Raw genomic sequence first — 16443 nt, 5'->3', positions numbered from 1 at the left:
CCCACTCAATTCTGCAAAACGGACGACACCAGCAACTGGGTGTACGGATGGTGCGGATCGTCGAGCACACGGTCGGTTAATCCACTTTCCACCACCTGACCCTCTTTCATCACCATCAGGCGGTCCGCCAGCAGACGGGCGACGCCCAGATCGTGGGTGACAATCACCACCGCCAGATCCAGCTCCACCACCAGGCCGCGCAGCAGGTCGAGCAGTCGCGCCTGGACAGACACGTCCAGCCCGCCCGTCGGCTCATCCATAAACACCAGCTTCGGATGGGTGACGAGGTTGCGGGCGATCTGCAGACGCTGCTGCATCCCGCCGGAGAAGGTGGTGGGCAGGTCGTCGATGCGTGACGCCGGGATCTCCACGTCCTCCAGCCACTGCTGGGCGGTCGCGCGGATATTCCCGTAGTGCCGCGCCCCGGTTGCCATCAGCCGTTCGCCGATGTTCCCGCCCGCCGACACCTGGCGGCGCAGGCCGTCCATCGGATGCTGATGCACCACGCCCCACTCGGTGCGCAGCAGGCGGCGGCGCTCGGCTTCGCTCATGCCGTAGAGGGATTGATCCTGATACAGAATCTCTCCGTTCTGCGGCGTCAGGCGCGCGGAGATCGATTTGAGCAGAGTGGTTTTGCCGGAGCCGGACTCGCCGACGATCCCCAGCACTTCGCCAGGCCACAGCTCGAACGATACGTCGCTAAAGCCTTTGCCGGGGGCATACAAATGGGTCAGGTTGTTCACCGAAAGCAGCGGTTTCATTGGCCGTTCGCCTCGCTCTGTTGGCGGCAGAAATCGGTGTCGGAGCAGACAAACATGCGTTTGCCCGTATCGTCGAGCACCACTTCATCGAGATAGCTGTGTTGGGACCCGCAGATGGCGCACGGCTCGTCCCACTCCTGCACCCTGAACGGGTGATCGTCGAAATCGAGGCTTTCGACGCGGGTGTAGGGCGGCACGGCGTAGATGCGTTTTTCGCGTCCGGCCCCGAACAGCTGCAGGGCGGGCATCATGTCCATCTTCGGGTTATCGAATTTAGGGATCGGCGACGGGTCCATCACGTAGCGTCCGTTCACTTTCACCGGATAGGCGTAGGTGGTGGCGATATGGCCGAAGCGGGCGATATCTTCGTAAAGCTTCACCTGCATCACGCCGTACTCTTCCAGGGCGTGCATGGTGCGGGTTTCCGTTTCGCGCGGCTCGATAAAGCGCAGCGGCTCGGGGATCGGCACCTGGAAAATCAGGATCTGATCTTCGATTAGCGGCGTCTCCGGGATGCGGTGACGGGTCTGAATCAGGGTAGCGTCTTCCGTACGTTCGGTGGTGTTCACCCCGGTGACGCGTTTGAAGAAGTTGCGAATCGACACGGCATTGGTGGTGTCGTCCGCCCCCTGGTCGATGACTTTCAGCACGTCCGCTTCACCAATCACGCTGGCGGTGAGCTGAATGCCGCCGGTGCCCCAGCCGTAAGGCATCGGCATTTCGCGGCCACCAAAGGGTACCTGATAGCCTGGGATCGCCACCGCTTTCAGGATGGCGCGGCGGATCATGCGTTTGGTTTGTTCGTCCAGATAGGCAAAGTTATACCCGCTGAGGTTAGCCATTTTTGCGCTCCCGTTGCAGACGTTTCAGCAGTTCCAGTTCTGCCTGGAAATCGACGTAATGCGGTAGTTTGAGGTGCGAGACAAAGCCCGCGGCTTCGACGTTATCCGCGTGGGCCAGCACGAACTCTTCGTCCTGCGCCGGGCCGGAAACCGTCTCGTCGTAGTCCGGGGCCTGTAGCGCGCGGTCGACCAGCGCCATCGCCATCGCCTTGCGCTCGCCCATGCCAAACACCAGGCCGTAGCCGCGGGTGAAGTGCGGGTCGTCGTTTTCGGGGGCCACGAAGCCGTTCACCATTTCGCATTCAGTCATCAGCAGTTCGCCGACGTTGACTGCAAATCCCAGCTCTTCCGGCACGATATCGATCTCAACAAAACCGCTGCGGATTTCCGCGGCGAACGGGTGGTTGCGCCCGTAGCCACGCTGGGTGGAGTAGGCCAGCGCCAGGAGATAGCCTTCGTCGCCGCGCATCAGCTGTTGCAGGCGCGAGGAGCGGGAGCAGGGGTAGACCGGCGGGGTGCGGGTGACGTCGTCGGGCACGCTTCCCGTGTCCTCTTCGGCTTTCGCCAGCCCCTGATTCGCCAGCAGGCTAAAGACGTGGGGCGCGTTTTCCTGCGGCGCGTCACTGGTGTTAAGGGACGGGGATTCGCCGTTCGCCAGCAGGGTGAAATCCAGCAGGCGATGGGTGTAGTCATAGGTCGGGCCGAGCAGCTGCCCGCCGGGAATGTCTTTGTAGACCGCCGAAATTCGGCGCTCGAGGCGCATCTTCGCGCTCTCCAGCGGTTCGCTGACCGCCAGTTTGGCCAGCGTCGTGCGGTAGGCGCGCAGGAGGAAGATCGCTTCGACGTTGTCACCGCTGGCCTGTTTCAGCGCCAGGGCGGCCAGTTCGCGGTCGGCGATCCCGCCTTCGGTCATCACGCGATCGACGGCCAGATTCAGCTGCTGTTCAATTTGCTCGACGCTCAGCTCGGGAAGCTGTTCATCGCCGCGTCTTCTGTGCTCTTGCAGCGCATGGGCGGCGGCTATCGCCTTTTCGCCCCCTTTGACGGCAACGTACATCAGCACACCTCGACATGTGTGGTTCGTGGGATAGCCAGCAGACGTTCGCCGCAGGTGAGGATCAGGTCGATACCCAGCGGGAACGGATGCGGACGTTCGGTCAGCTCGTGAATGATGCACTCCGGCAGCTGCGGGGCGACCATGCGCTCGTCGGCGATCCCGGCTCCGGTCAGGCGCAGCATGCGGCCACCGCTCAGGCTTGGGACCTGCAGAATCAGCGTGGCGCTGGTTTCCGGGGCGACGGCGCTGCCAGATGAGAGCGCGTTGAGCTGCTCGTGACTAATCTGCTCATCGGCGACGGCAAAGATGGCCTGCTGCGGCTGATCGACCAGCGGTGCGCTGGTGTGAAAACGCAGATTTTGGCTGGCAATGTCGTTCGCCATGGTTCCCGACAGCCAAACCGGCGTATCGGCGTCGGCCAGGGTCAGCAGCACGCTGGTGGTGGCGAGGTTCAGCGGCTGCCAGCCGTGGGTGAGCTGATGCAGCGAGACAATCACGCCCGGCTCGCTCATGGCTTTCAGCAGACGACGAAAACTGTGCTGGGCGTCCTGTACGGCAAGGGTGAAAGCTGGTTGAAGCGTCATGCGTTATCTCCGCGAACGAGCGTAAAGAAGTCGACCCGGCTGGTGTTCACTTCGGCCTGACGGGCGGCGATGCGCGCGGCACGGTCGGCTTCCAGCGGGGCAATTAAGGTTTCCATTAACGACTGAAAATGAGTCGGTTCCTGCAGCAGCGCGTCGACGACGGCGCACTGTTCGGCGTGCGGTTTGTCGCGCCCCAGCTGGTAGCTGTAGCCGAGCGTGCCGCTTTTAAGGCGGATCACTGCGCGGGTGAGGGTGGCGTCTCCGGCAAAAAAGCGCTCACCGGTGCCGCCCATCCGCGCCTGGATCTGGACCAGGCCAACCTCTGGCGCACGGATGGTTTCGTATTCCGGATGGATGTTCAGCACGCGCAGGCGCTCACGCAGCGCGGCGGGCTGGCTGTGGGCGAGGACGCTCATCCAGCGCTGGCGGGTGGGAGTATCGAAATGCATTCAGTGCTCCATGGTGAATTCAATCATGTCGGCGCGGGTCAGGCTGACGGAGTACTCCGTCGCGTTGACGTCGCCGTCACGGTGGTTGAGGGTACGCACGCAGAGCAGCGGCGCCATGTTCGGGATCTCCAGCACTTTGCTCTCTTTAGCCTGCGCGCGGCGGGCGCTGATCCGGGTCTGGGTGCGTCTGAGGGCGATGCCGGTGGCGTCAAACAGGAAGTCATGCAGCGAGCCGCTGGAGAAATGTTGCAGCGTTGGCCAGAGGGCGAGGTCGGCAAAGTAGTGGTCGATCTGACAGACCGCCACGCCGTTGACGCGGCGTAACGTGCGCAGATGCACCACGTTGTCGCCCTCCTCAATCCCCAGCGCATCGGCGATGTGGCTCGACGCGGGGCGCAGCACCGAGAGCAGTTTTTCGCTGGTCGGGTGGCTGCCCTGATCGAGCAGGTTCTGGCTAAAACGCGCCTGCGAGTTGAGCGGGTAGTCGAACGGGCGCATCAGAACCAGCACGCCGATGCCCTGGCGGCGCTGGACCCAGCCGCGCTCCACCAGCTGGTCGATGGCGCGACGCAGGGTGTGACGGTTGACTTCGTAGCGGTCGGCGAGCTGCTGTTCCGCGGGGAGATAGTCGCCGCAGCGGTAGTGGGTGCGCAGCTCGACTTCGAGTTTCGCGGCGATCTCTTGCCAGCGGGTCGGGTAACTGGTCGGATGTCTGGATAAGTGCATAGAAATCAAAGCCTCGCTTCTCAGATGAAGTGCTTACGCAAACGTTGAGAGAGGAAGTCCAGCAGGCTGACGGTGATGATGATAAGGACCATCAGGGCGCAGGTTTGCTGGAACTGGAAGCCGCGAATCGCTTCCCACAGGGTGACGCCGATGCCGCCTGCGCCGACCATGCCGACCACCGTCGCCGAGCGAACGTTGGATTCGAAACGGTAGAGGGAGTAGGAGATTAAAAGTGGCATCACCTGCGGCAGGACCCCGTAGAGAATCTCTTCGATTTTATTGGCACCCGTGGCGCGGATACCTTCCACCGGGCCGGGTTCGATGGCTTCGACCGCTTCGGACAGCAGCTTGGAGAGCACGCCGGTGGTGTGGATGAACAGGGCCATCACGCCTGCGAAGGGACCGAGGCCAACCGCGACCACAAACAGCATTGCGAAGACCATCTCGTTAATGGCGCGGCAGGCGTCCATCAGGCGGCGCATCGGCTGGTAGATCCACCAGGGGACGATGTTTTCGGCGCTCATCAGGCCAAATGGAATGGAGAGGATGACTGCCAGCGCGGTGCCCCAGACGGCGATTTGCATGGTGACCGCCATTTCGCTGAGGTAGTCACGCCACTGGCTGAAGTCCGGCGGGAAGAAGTCGGCGGCGAAGGTCGCCATGTTGCCGGAATCTTTGACCAGCATCAGCGGGTCCATTTCCGCACCTTTCCAGGAGACGACGAGCACCGCCAGCAGGATGGCCCAGCTGATAAGCGAGAACCAGCTGCGTTTCGGGGGTGGGACGGTGATGGTTTGCATGAATTCTCCGTTGGTTGTTGATCCCCTCTCCCTTGAGGGAGAGGGTTAGGGTGAGGGGGAAATGTGCGCGCTGATGCCCTCACCCCGGCCCTCTCCCAAAGGGAGAGGGAGAACAAATTACTGCACCGCTTTATTCACCGACGTCATCGCAGTCAGCGCGGCGGTCAATCGGTCCAAATCTTCCAGCTGCGCCTGAATCACTGACACTTTGCTGGTCTTCTCTTCGGCGTTCAGACCTTTGTTGTCCTTCACGCCCTGCATCTCTTTAAACAGCGCCAGTTGGCGGATCGGCACCAGCTGCAGGTCGCTTGAGGCGCGGAACGGCGCCCAGCCGAGACGTTCGAGAACGGTTTTCTCTTCGGCGGTTTTGCCGTAGTTCATAAAGAAGTCGTAGATCTTGTCTTTGGTGCTTTCGGAGAGGTTTTTACGCCACACAATCGGGTCGCCCGGGATCAGTGGGGATTTCCAGATCACCTTCAGCGCTTTCAGCTTGTCCGGGGCGGAGGTTTTCAGCTTGTCGAGGTTTTCGGTGTTGTTGGTGGCAACGTCGACCTGTTTATTGGCGACGGCCAGGGCGTTGGTTTCGTGGCCGGCGTTGACCGTGCGTTTGAACTCGCTGGTGGAGACGTTATTTTTCGCGAAGACGTAGTAGCCAGGGACGAGGTAACCGGAGGTGGAGTTCGGGTCGCCGTTGCCGAAGGTCAAATCTTTGCGTTTGGCGAGCATGTCGTTGAGGTTATTGATTGGGCTGTCTTTGTTGACGATCAGCACGCTCCAGTAACCCGGAGAACCGTCGGCAGCAACGGTCTGGGCGAAGACCTGGCCGTTAGCGCGATCGACCGCTTCCATTGCGGAGAGGTTGCCGTACCAGGCGATGTCGACTTTGTTAAAGCGCATCCCCTGGATGATGCCCGCGTAATCCGGGGCGAAGAAGGCGTTCACTTTGATGCCCAGTTTGGTTTCCATATCTTTCAGGAAGGGTTCCCACTGGGGTTTCAGGTTTTGCTGTGACTCTGTCGAAATAATGCCGAAATTCAGGGCTTTTTCCTGTTCCTGCTCCTGCGCATAGGCCGGGCTTAACAGGGTGCTGATGCTGAACATGCTGGTAAAGGCCAGCGCGGCAACGGCTTTGTAGCTCATGTCTATTCCTCAAGCGGGGTCGATTAAGCAGCCTGCGCGTTCTCTTCGACGCGGTTAATGCTGCGGTACAGGTGGTCAAATCTTTCGTTATCAAAGTGTTGGCTTGCGCCGTCGTAGAACACATGGCCCTGACGCAGGGCGACGATGCGCTCGCAGTAGCGCAGGGCGTAATCCACCTGATGCAGCGTGACTACGACGGTGATGCCGTCGTTCTGGTTAATGTCGCGCAGGGTTTCCATCACGATGCGGGCCGATTCCGGGTCCAGCGAGGCGATGGGTTCATCAGCGAGGATCACTTTGGCTTTTTGCATTAATGCCCGGGCGATGGCCACGCGCTGCTGCTGGCCGCCCGAGAGGGTGGAGACGCGCTGGTGGGCGAAATGGGCCATCCCGACGCGGGTCAGCGCCTGGAGCGCCTGCTGTTTTTGCGACGTCGAGAACCAGCGCAGGCAGGTGCGCCAGAACGGGGTGCTGCCGAGCGCGCCGATCAGGACGTTCTCCAGCACCGTCAGGCGGTTCACCAGGTTGAACTGCTGGAAGATGCAGCCCGTTTGCGCGCGGCTTTTGCGGATATCGCCCGCCAGACGGCCCGCGCGCTGCACGGTGTTACCCAGCAGCTCGACGTGACTTTCTGGCGTTTTATCGCCGGTGATTAAGCCGCTGAGATGGCGCAGCAGAGTGGATTTTCCGGAACCGGAAGGCCCGAGCAGTGCCACCATTTCGCCCTGCTGGACGGTCAGATCAACGGCATGCAGAGCCTTGTTGTGGTGAAAGGTCTTGCTCAGTTTCTCGACGCGGATGACAGTTTGCATGTTCAGGCCTCACGATAAATGTGGCCTCATGCTGGCGGATCAATGTGACATTTTGGTTAAGTATTGGTTGCGGGAGTTTGAAGAGTTGAGGTGAATGGGATGACAGGCGGAGGGGACACCTCCGCCAGAGGATTACTGCTGTTTGACAACGTTGATCATCCAGGGCACGCCATATTTATCGGTCACTTTGCCGAAACCGTGCGCCCAGAAGGTCTCCTGCCAGGCCATTTCGACATTGCCCCCTTCGGCGAGCTTATCGAACCAGCCTTTGCCTTCGGCCACGTCCTGGGTGTCGAGCACCAGCGTGAAGCCTGCGTACTGGGCTTTACCGCCGGGCACGCCGTCGCTCATCATGATTTCGCTCCCGGCGATATGAACGTTGGAGTGGGCAATCGCGGTGTCGGGGAATTGCATACCGGAAGGGCAGCCTTCTTCGCTGTTTCCGTCTTTGGGCATTTCGCCGTAGGTGATTTTGTAGGTGACTTCTGCGCCGAGGGCGTGCTGGTAAAAGGCGGTGGCCTCAGCACAGTTTCCGGCGAAGGAGATGTAGGGACTTAACGGCATAATCATTACCTCAGGTAAGAGAAGCCCGTTAAGTGTAGTACGAAATTTGTACAATAATACGTAGGCCCGGTAAGCGTAGCGCCACCGGGCGCTTTGCCGGATGCGCTGCGCTTATCCGGCCTACAAAAGAACAAAGTCTTATTTATCAGTTCTTTTTAACGAACTCGGATTTGAGTTTCATTGGGCCAAAGCCGTCAATTTTGCAGTCAATATTATGATCGCCTTCGACCAGACGGATATTCTTCACCTTGGTGCCGATTTTCAGCATCGAAGAGGCGCCTTTGACCTTCAGGTCTTTTACCACGGTGACGCTATCGCCGTCGGCCAGCAGATTACCATTGGCATCTTTCACAATCAGCGCATCGCTATCTTGTGATGGTTCGGCATCATTCCATTCATGGGCGCATTCAGGGCAGATGAACATCCCATTATCTTCGTAGGTGTATTCGGAATTACATTTTGGGCAGTGTGGCAGTGACATATTGGAGTCCTCAAAAAGTGCTAACGGGGCTGGAAAGCGCCAGCCAAAACACGGCAGTTTGCCGAAAAAGGCGTCAAGTATAGCGTAAGTCCCCACATTTGTCGGTGACATTCTTTTTTTGTAAATAGTGAAATTGCGTTTTCTGGAGTGACACTTTCTGTCAGTCACTTAAGCGATGCTAACTGCGTACTTAAGATTTAAACAACGCGACGAAATATATCGAATATTTTATTGCGCAAATTGCCAGGTACTGTCATTTCGGATAAGGTGAGGTGAGCAGTTGTTATTTATCAACGGCACCCGATTTTGCTAATCCTCCTTTGGCAAGCGGGAATTACCTCTCTTTTTGGGTGGGTAAATTACTTTGATATATCCTATAGCTACATAAAAAATGGTCTACGCTCATTATCTTTCGGCTACTTTTGCCGAGAGGAGTGTACGAGCGCTTTACGCTGCAACCGGAATATATTTTGGTTTCTCATCAGGCGCTTATATTCATTGAACATATTTTCCACGCGTGATCAAAAAAGCCGAAATTTCATTATTAAAACTATCCGGCTAAATAAAAGTAATAAATTTGCGTTAAGGAAAGGCTTTTATCATGCACACACAAACAATTTTTGAATTAAGCCAGGAAGCAGAGCGGCTTCTGCAACTTGCTTTGCAGAATCTGGATGCGTTGAAATCAATGCCGATTGCGGTGCTGGATAGCACCACCGCTGCCATGACCGGGGAGACAAATAATGTCCTGCCTCTGCATTTCAGCACCCGCGGCGTGGAAACGCAGCTTTCCATGCTCAATAACGAATTACGCAAAATTACCCGTCTGGAGATGGTGCTGGCGATCGTCGGGACCATGAAGGCCGGGAAATCGACCACCATCAATGCCATCGTCGGGACAGAGGTGCTGCCAAACCGTAACCGCCCGATGACCGCGCTGCCGACGCTGATCCGCCATACGCCGGGACAGACCGAGCCGGTGCTGCATTTCGCCCACGTGTCGCCGATCGATACGCTGATCAAGCAGTTGCAGGAGAAATTGTGCAACCACGATCGCGGAAAGCTCACTCAGCGCCTTGAGATCGACAAAGACATGAACGCCCTGCTCGGGCGCATCGAGCAGGGTGAAGCATTTGAAAAACACTACCTGGGCGCGCAGCCTATTTTCCAGTGCCTGAAAAATCTTAACGATCTGGTGCGTTTGTCCAAGGCGCTGGGCGTGGATTTCCCGTTCTCGGAATACGCCGCGATTGAGCATATCCCGGTGATTGAGGTGGAGTTTGTCCATCTGGCAGGGCTGGATTCCCATCTGGGCCAGCTGACGCTGCTCGACACCCCAGGACCGAACGAGGCCGGGCAGCCGCATCTGCAGAAAATGCTCAGTGAGCAGCTGGCGCGCTCGTCGGCGGTGCTGGCGGTCATGGACTACACCCAGCTGAAATCGATCTCCGATGAAGAGGTGCGGCAGGCGATTTCGGCGATCGGGAAATCCGTGCCGCTGTACGCCCTGGTGAATAAGTTCGATCAGAAAGATCGCAACAGCGATGACGAAGAGCAGGTGCGGGCGATGATCTCCGGCACGCTGATGAAAGGCAATATTTCGCCGGGGCAGATCTATCCGGTGTCATCCATGTGGGCCTATCTGGCGAACCGCGCGCGCTACGAAATCACGACCCATGGCCGTTTGCCAAACCCACAGGAGCAGCGCTGGGTGCAGGATTTTGCCGAGGCGGCGTTAGGGCGTCGCTGGCGCACGGCGGATCTGGACGATGTGGAGCATATTCGCCACGCCGCCGATCTGCTGTGGGAAGATTCGCTGTTCGAACAGCCGATCCGCAAACTGATCTACGCCGCTTACGCTAATGCGTCGCTCTACGCTCTGCGATCCGCCTCGCATAAGCTGCTGAACTACGCGCAAAACGCTCGCGAGTACCTCGATTTCCGCTATCAGGGGCTGACGGTGGCCTTCGAAGAGTTGGAGGTGAACATTGCCCGGCTCGAAGAGGATATGGCGCTGCTGCAGACGCGTCAGGATGTGGTCAGCGACGAAGTGGGGCATGAGGTCGAGCAGGCGCTGGATGCGGCTAACGCCTTTATTTCCCAGCAGAAAAACCAGATTCAGCAGGCGATTAGCCACATCTTCAATCGCGAAAATATTCTCGATTTAGCAGGCATTGAGCACATGAGCCTGCGAAACAACTCCCCGGACGAGATGGGGCAGCTGGTGCTGGACGACGAAGGGCAGGCGCAGATTGTGCTGAGCAAAATCCGCTCCTCCTGCGAGCTGATCATGCTGGATGCGCAGGGTAAAATCAGCCGCGAGTTGGCGCTGCGCTTCGATCAGCTTGAATCCACGCTGGCACGTTCTCTGAATGAAGCGATGCGTCCGATTGAAAAACGCATTAAAGAGGAGTTGAGCCACGCCGGTTTCCGCGCGCGAATCAGCTTCCCGGCGTTCCAGGCGAGTCAGCTGAACTTCAATACGCGCGGACTGTTTTCGGATGCCATTGCGTCGGAGAACCGTCCGGCGGGTGAAGTGTCGGGTTCCGGCAGCGTGCGGGAGACGGTGTCGCGCTGGCTGAATAATCCGGGCTGGGGTTTTGAAGATTACGTCGTGACGCGCACCCGGTATGTCATTGACGTCGCGCAGCTTCATGAGCGGTTTAAACAACATATTGATCAATTTTGTGAACAAATCGGTAAAGCTTTGGTGGCGCAGGTCGATGTCTCTGTTACGGCGGGCATGGCGACGTTTTTCGCAGAATTCTCTTTATGTCTGACCGGGTTACAGGAAAGCTTGCGTGATAGCCTCGCAGTGCGCCAGCAAAACGAGCACTCCACCAGGGCGCTCAGCCAGCTGTTGCAGCAAAGTATTACTACTGCGACGTGGATTCAGGAAGATACCCGACTGTTACGCGATGATATTCAAACCTTATTCGCGGCTGAGCAACTATGACAACACAACTACTGGACGGTCCCGGGCGGACGCTGGAGTGTATTCATCCGAAGTTTATGGTCGATCTGGTACAAGGGGTGGACGCGGTGCGTCTTCCCCCGCTCGTACCTCAGCAGCAGCAATTTCGTGAGCGTTTAACTCAGGAGATCATGACCCAGACGAAGCTTCGTCCCTGGGCGATGACGGGAATGTTCAGCGAAAATGCTGCCCTGCGGCTGGGGCTGGCGGAAAAACTGGCGGGGATGTTTGATCCCGGCCATCTGGCGTTAACGCGGATGACGGACAAATTAACCTCACTGCGACAGCAAACCTCCCGCCTGGGGCAACAGTCTCCGGGCCTGATGCAGCAGTACGACGATCTCTCCTCCCACTTTTCCCAGCGTGCGGCTTATAAAGAAAAAGCGTTATCCCAGCGCGGGCTAACGGTGCAGGCGGGCGAACACAGCGAGCAAATTTTTACCCACTGGCGGGCCGGGCAGTACGATGGCTGGTCGCTGGCGGGGCGCTGTTATATCGCGCTGGAAGAGCTGCGCTGGGGGGCATTTGGCGATGCCTGCCGCCTGGCGAACGACGATGTTGCCGCGATGCTGAAGGATAATTTGCGCAGCCTGGCGGCAAATTATCTGGCGCAGGGGATTAACGCCTCTCCGGCGACCCGCCACTTCTATCAGCAATGGCTCGCCACGCCGATGTCATCGGGGTTGATGGATCATAAAGATATGCTGGGCTGGCTGGGCGACTGGTGTCATCCGGAGCGTCATCCGGTGAGCTGGTCCGTGACGCAGAGCTGGCAGACCGTGGCGCTGGGGATGCCGAGACTCTGTTCGGCGAAACGGCTTGCGGATGCGATGGTGGGCGAGGTGTTTGGCGAGGCGTAAACCAAAACCCTCTCCGCGGAGAGGGCATGTCACAATCTTAATGATGTAAGGATTCAACCGGCTGTGGCTCAGTTTCCGTCTGCGAAAGCGTGCCGTAGCGTTTGGAATACAGCGCCGTAATGATCGGCACCACAATCGCGGTCACAATCACCGCTGCGGCGACCAGCGCGGTGGCCGAGGCAGCGACCGGTTCGAAGGCCGGGTTAATCTGCGCGATAATCACCGGGTTCGCCACGGCTGCTCCTGCTGCGGATGATGCGGCGACACCTGCGGTCCCATTCCCTCCCCCAATCACGCGGTCCGCGATAATCAGTGGAATACCGGTGATGACGATAACCGCGATGCCGAGGGCGATGCCCAGCAGGCCGGTGTCCATAATCACGCCCAGGTTAATGGTATTGCCCAGCGCGAAGCCAAAGAACGGAATCAGCACCGGTGTGGCTTTGCTGAAGAAATCGCGCAGGTCGGTGTCGAGGTTACCCAGGGCGAAACCGATCAGGAACGGCAGGATCGCGCCCACAAAGTGGTGCGGTTCGAAGGTGGCCAGACCGGCAGAGCCGAGGATCAGCATGGTCATCAGCGGGCCGGATTCCAGCGACATCAGTACGAATGCGCCTGACTCTTCTTTGGTGCCGTACTGGTTCATCAGGCTGGCGTACAGACCGCCGTTGGTCATATCCATCGCGGAAACAATCGCCAGAACGGATAATCCGGCGAAGAATCCGGTCTGAATTCCGTTCTCAGGAATAAACATGGCGCAGACCATCGCGGCTACCCAGGCAACGGCAATTTTGGTGATCACCAGCGTGCCGGATTTGCGCAGAACGGTGCCCGTTGCCCGTAAATTAATTGACGCGCCAATACAGAAAAACCACACCGCGAGAATCGGCACGGTGCCGGTAATCATTCCTTTTGTGAACCCACCGAAATAAGCACCGGTATTCGGTGCCAGCGTATTTAGAATTGCGCCAAGTACCAGAGGGACCAGCATCATCCCGCCAGGGATGCGTTCAATCGTGGCTTTGATCTTCATGATAAATCCTCACATCTTATCTCGCGTTTCTGGCAGACAAGTCAGGTAAAAACAATGTTTACATTCAGTAAGTTAAATGCCTGGTGTTTCGTCTGGTTATGCACAGGCCGCAATCCGTTTACGCGTTTAAACGGTGGGTGAGTAGCCTCTTCGGCGGCGTGTTCGGGCTTATCATGCGATCATTGGAATTGCGATTCAATCAAAATGAAACATGGTTTTAGTTATCTCGATCACATATTTAAGTAAACAGCGAAATGGAGCGCTTGTAATTAAAAAAGCTGTGAATTGGATGTGAATGAATGTGAGTGATTTTCTGCCGTTGCAGGAAAAATAATAACCTGCGTAATAATTATCTTAAGTCTGATAAATCATCATTATGAAGAGAGGGGGTTTTACGTTTTCTGACAACTTCTGACGTCATACGTAAATTTTTGTGAAGTTGATCACTAATTTAAACGCTGGTAGGGTAAAGAGGTCATTAACTGCCCAGACAGGCGTCAACAGGTTCGGTTGTATCGACGAGAAACGTCAATGTAAGTAAACCTGCTACGCTTGAAGAAGAAGATTCGCATGAGGCGGATCTCAGGTTCACAGACCGCAAGAATATCTGTGGTATGGACAGGGCTGAGTCTACGAGGATAGCAATGCTTAAAAGGAAAAAAGTAAAACCCATTACATTGGGTGACGTCACCATCATTGATGACGGTAAACTGCGCAAGGCCATTACCGCTGCTTCGCTGGGTAACGCGATGGAGTGGTTTGACTTTGGTGTTTATGGCTTCGTTGCCTACGCATTAGGTAAAGTGTTCTTCCCCGGTGCCGATCCCAGCCTGCAGATGATTGCAGCGCTAGGTACCTTCTCCGTACCCTTCCTGATCCGCCCGCTCGGTGGGCTGTTCTTCGGGATGCTGGGCGATAAATACGGTCGCCAGAAAATTCTCGCCATTACCATCGTGATTATGTCGATAAGTACCTTCTGTATCGGCCTGATCCCGTCCTACGCCACCATTGGCATTTGGGCTCCTATCCTGCTGCTGCTGTGTAAAATGGCGCAGGGCTTCTCGGTCGGCGGTGAGTACACGGGCGCATCGATTTTCGTCGCGGAATACTCCCCGGACCGTAAACGTGGCTTTATGGGAAGCTGGCTGGACTTTGGCTCGATTGCCGGGTTTGTGCTGGGTGCGGGCGTGGTGGTGTTGATCTCCACCGTCGTCGGTGAAGCGAACTTCCTCGAGTGGGGCTGGCGTATTCCGTTCTTCCTGGCGCTGCCGCTGGGTATTATCGGCCTGTATCTGCGTCACGCATTAGAAGAGACCCCGGCGTTCCAGCAGCACGTTGAGAAGCTGGAGCAGGGCGACCGCGAAGGCTTGCAGGAAGGACCGAAGGTGTCGTTCCGTGAGATTGCCACCAAGCACTGGCGTAGCCTGCTGACCTGTATCGGTCTGGTGATTTCAACCAACGTGACTTACTACATGTTGCTCACCTATATGCCGAGCTACCTGTCGCATAACCTGCACTATTCAGAAGATCACGGCGTGCTGATTATCATCGCCATCATGGTCGGCATGCTGTTTGTGCAGCCGATTATGGGTCTGATGAGTGACCGCTTCGGTCGTCGTCCGTTCATTATCCTGGGTAGCGTCGCGCTGTTCGCTCTGGCGATCCCGGCCTTTATCCTGATTAACAGTAATGTACTGGGCCTGATTTTTGCCGGTCTGCTGATGCTGGCAGTGATCCTCAACTGCTTTATCGGGGTGATGGCGTCCACGCTTCCGGCGATGTTCCCGACGCACATTCGGTATAGTGCCCTGGCGGCGGCATTTAATATCTCGGTCCTGATTGCCGGTCTGACGCCGACGCTGGCGGCCTCGCTGGTCGAAAGCACTCAGAACCTGATGATGCCTGCTTACTATCTGATGGTTATCGCGGTGATCGGTCTGGTGACCGGCCTGACGATGAAAGAGACCGCCAACCGTCCTCTGAAAGGGGCGACGCCAGCGGCATCGGATATTCAGGAAGCGAAAGAGATCCTGCGCGAGCACTACGATAATGTTGAACAGAAGATTGAAGACATTGATGTAGAGATAGAAGAGCTGCAGAAGAAACGTTCTCGCCTGGTGGATCAGCATCCACGGATTAACGAGTAACACACGAAAAACCCGCCGCTGGCGGGTTTTTTTATTAACAGCCTGCGGCAATGAAATCGCCGTTGGCGCTGATCGGAATGACCGTTAAGAACAGTACGGTCGCGAACAGGATCAACACAATCCCTCCGGCGATTTTTGCCACTGGCACTAGCCAGCTCAGATTTGACCCGCCGCCGAAGAATGCGACTGTGCGTTCACGGGCATAACGTACTGCCAGTGATAGTCCCATGATCGACAGCGCTGTCCCGAGCGACATGGTCATCACCGCTGCAATCCCCCAGGTCACAATCCCCAGCGCATTTGAAAACATCAGGATCATGATCGCTCCGCTGCACGGGCGCGCGCCGATGGCCAGGATCACGCCCAGTCGTGTTTTCCAGTCGCCAGCGGTTAAATCTGCGCCGACACCGTGATGACCGCAGCCGCAGTCTTCATTATGTTGATGAAGAGGCTTCAGAGCGTGAACCGTCATTCTGCGTGGACGCAGGCTTTTCAGCGCCTGATAAATCACGAACGCGCCGAATGCGCCGATCAGGACGGCGCTGACCTTCTCCACGTACCAGCGGCTGGCGCTGAGATCGCCCGACGCGAGATTAAATCCCACGGCCAATATAAAGACGAAGAGAATGGCGCTCACCCCCTGCATCAGGCTGCCGAGAAAGGGCACCACGCGCGCGGCGAGCTGGCTTTCTTTATTAGTAGAGAGATAAGTGGTGACGATGAATTTACCGTGACCCGGCCCAATCGCGTGAAGCACACCATAGAAGAACGCGCCCGTCAGTAGCCACAGCCCTCCGGTGTACTGATGGTTGTTGAGCTGCAGAAGGTACATCACCAGATAACGGTGCAGGGTGATTTGCGTGGCGAGGCACCACTGAATAAAAGTGTTCCAGTGGGCGTGCAGCGTAAAGGCTGCCAGCAGAATCGCCAGCGCCATCAGCCCGGCAGTGGGGAGACGCCAGTCACGTGCGAGACGTTGTGTGGTCATGGTATGGCCTGCGGGATGGAATTTTTGGCAAGTATAGCGTTTCTGACGGCGACAGGAATTGAAGATGAAGGTGTTGTGCGGTGGGAACTCTGCCGCGATTGTGGATAAGTCTGTGTGCAAAAGGGTATAAGGCGGGGTTTTGCTGTGGAATGCAGCAGTCAGTCATTTTTCTGTCATTTAGCGGTTGCGGCCTGACGAGAACTCCCTATAATGCGCCTCCATCGA

16 protein-coding genes are annotated in these 16443 nt (G+C 57.2%); 3 read left to right on the top strand and 13 right to left on the bottom strand.

Translation table 11 applies throughout. The annotated features are described in order from the left end of the window. Window positions 1-5: 5 nt before the first annotated feature. From phnK to QQF33_RS02260, 11 genes are all read right to left on the bottom strand, one after another. Window positions 6-761 carry a phosphonate C-P lyase system protein PhnK gene (gene phnK, locus QQF33_RS02310; protein WP_095280428.1) on the bottom strand — a complete coding sequence of 252 codons (756 nt, stop codon included), beginning with the start codon at window positions 759-761 and terminating at the stop codon, window positions 6-8. Beyond that, window positions 758-1603, bottom strand: coding sequence for an alpha-D-ribose 1-methylphosphonate 5-phosphate C-P-lyase PhnJ (gene phnJ / locus QQF33_RS02305; protein WP_285150135.1), 846 nt, complete (start codon window positions 1601-1603; stop codon window positions 758-760). The genes phnK and phnJ overlap by 4 nt, the downstream gene beginning before the upstream one ends. Beyond that, window positions 1596-2660 (bottom strand): carbon-phosphorus lyase complex subunit PhnI, encoded by a 1065-nt coding sequence (locus QQF33_RS02300; protein WP_285150134.1) that lies wholly within the window; start codon window positions 2658-2660, stop codon window positions 1596-1598. The genes phnJ and QQF33_RS02300 overlap by 8 nt, the downstream gene beginning before the upstream one ends. Continuing rightward, window positions 2660-3244 (bottom strand): phosphonate C-P lyase system protein PhnH, encoded by a 585-nt coding sequence (gene phnH / locus QQF33_RS02295; RefSeq protein WP_282494712.1) that lies wholly within the window; start codon window positions 3242-3244, stop codon window positions 2660-2662. Before phnH ends, QQF33_RS02300 begins: the two co-directional genes overlap by 1 nt. After that, a complete protein-coding gene (phnG, locus tag QQF33_RS02290) occupies window positions 3241-3693 on the bottom strand; it encodes a phosphonate C-P lyase system protein PhnG (protein ID WP_285145626.1) in 453 nt (150 codons plus the stop codon). The genes phnH and phnG overlap by 4 nt, the downstream gene beginning before the upstream one ends. Next, window positions 3694-4419, bottom strand: a complete 726-nt coding sequence (gene phnF, locus QQF33_RS02285; RefSeq protein WP_285150133.1) for a phosphonate metabolism transcriptional regulator PhnF — start codon at window positions 4417-4419, stop codon at window positions 3694-3696. It lies immediately after the preceding gene. Between the two features lie 20 nt (window positions 4420-4439). Then, window positions 4440-5219 (bottom strand): phosphonate ABC transporter, permease protein PhnE, encoded by a 780-nt coding sequence (gene phnE / locus QQF33_RS02280; protein ID WP_285150132.1) that lies wholly within the window; start codon window positions 5217-5219, stop codon window positions 4440-4442. 117 nt (window positions 5220-5336) lie between these two features. Continuing rightward, on the bottom strand, window positions 5337-6359 hold the full coding sequence (phnD, locus tag QQF33_RS02275; RefSeq protein ID WP_285145628.1) for a phosphonate ABC transporter substrate-binding protein: 1023 nt from the start codon (window positions 6357-6359) through the stop codon (window positions 5337-5339). Window positions 6360-6382: 23 nt separating this feature from the next. Further along, window positions 6383-7171: a phosphonate ABC transporter ATP-binding protein gene (gene phnC, locus QQF33_RS02270; RefSeq protein ID WP_285150131.1), complete on the bottom strand. Its 789-nt coding sequence runs from the start codon at window positions 7169-7171 to the stop codon at window positions 6383-6385. Window positions 7172-7303: 132 nt separating this feature from the next. Next, window positions 7304-7735 carry a VOC family metalloprotein YjdN gene (gene yjdN / locus QQF33_RS02265; RefSeq protein WP_282494707.1) on the bottom strand — a complete coding sequence of 144 codons (432 nt, stop codon included), beginning with the start codon at window positions 7733-7735 and terminating at the stop codon, window positions 7304-7306. Between the two features lie 145 nt (window positions 7736-7880). Next, entirely contained in the window at window positions 7881-8216 is a 336-nt protein-coding gene (locus tag QQF33_RS02260; RefSeq protein WP_095280439.1) for a zinc ribbon domain-containing protein YjdM, read from the bottom strand. Window positions 8217-8817: 601 nt separating this feature from the next. Here QQF33_RS02260 and crfC point away from each other — a divergent pair. Both crfC and QQF33_RS02250 read left to right on the top strand, forming a co-directional pair. After that, window positions 8818-11172 (top strand): clamp-binding protein CrfC, encoded by a 2355-nt coding sequence (crfC, locus tag QQF33_RS02255; protein WP_285145631.1) that lies wholly within the window; start codon window positions 8818-8820, stop codon window positions 11170-11172. Then, window positions 11169-12050 carry a diguanylate cyclase regulator RdcB family protein gene (locus tag QQF33_RS02250; RefSeq protein WP_282494705.1) on the top strand — a complete coding sequence of 294 codons (882 nt, stop codon included), beginning with the start codon at window positions 11169-11171 and terminating at the stop codon, window positions 12048-12050. The genes crfC and QQF33_RS02250 overlap by 4 nt, the downstream gene beginning before the upstream one ends. 37 nt (window positions 12051-12087) lie before the next feature. Here QQF33_RS02250 and kdgT read toward each other — a convergent pair whose 3' ends face one another. After that, complete coding sequence (gene kdgT / locus QQF33_RS02245) at window positions 12088-13083, bottom strand: 2-keto-3-deoxygluconate transporter (RefSeq protein WP_285150130.1); 996 nt, start codon at window positions 13081-13083, stop codon at window positions 12088-12090. A 644-nt stretch (window positions 13084-13727) separates the two neighbouring features. Between kdgT and proP the strand changes: the two genes are divergently transcribed. After that, window positions 13728-15230 carry a glycine betaine/L-proline transporter ProP gene (gene proP, locus QQF33_RS02240; RefSeq protein ID WP_282494703.1) on the top strand — a complete coding sequence of 501 codons (1503 nt, stop codon included), beginning with the start codon at window positions 13728-13730 and terminating at the stop codon, window positions 15228-15230. Between the two features lie 34 nt (window positions 15231-15264). Here the strand turns inward: proP and QQF33_RS02235 are convergent, their stop codons facing one another. Further along, window positions 15265-16218, bottom strand: a complete 954-nt coding sequence (locus QQF33_RS02235; RefSeq protein WP_285145633.1) for a nickel/cobalt transporter — start codon at window positions 16216-16218, stop codon at window positions 15265-15267. Between the last annotated feature and the right edge of the window lie 225 nt (window positions 16219-16443).

Source organism: Lelliottia wanjuensis (genome assembly GCF_030238365.1).
Lineage (GTDB): Bacteria > Pseudomonadota > Gammaproteobacteria > Enterobacterales > Enterobacteriaceae > Enterobacter > Enterobacter wanjuensis.
Note: the sequence above shows the minus strand (reverse complement) of the source record. Positions and strands in the feature narration are given on the sequence as shown.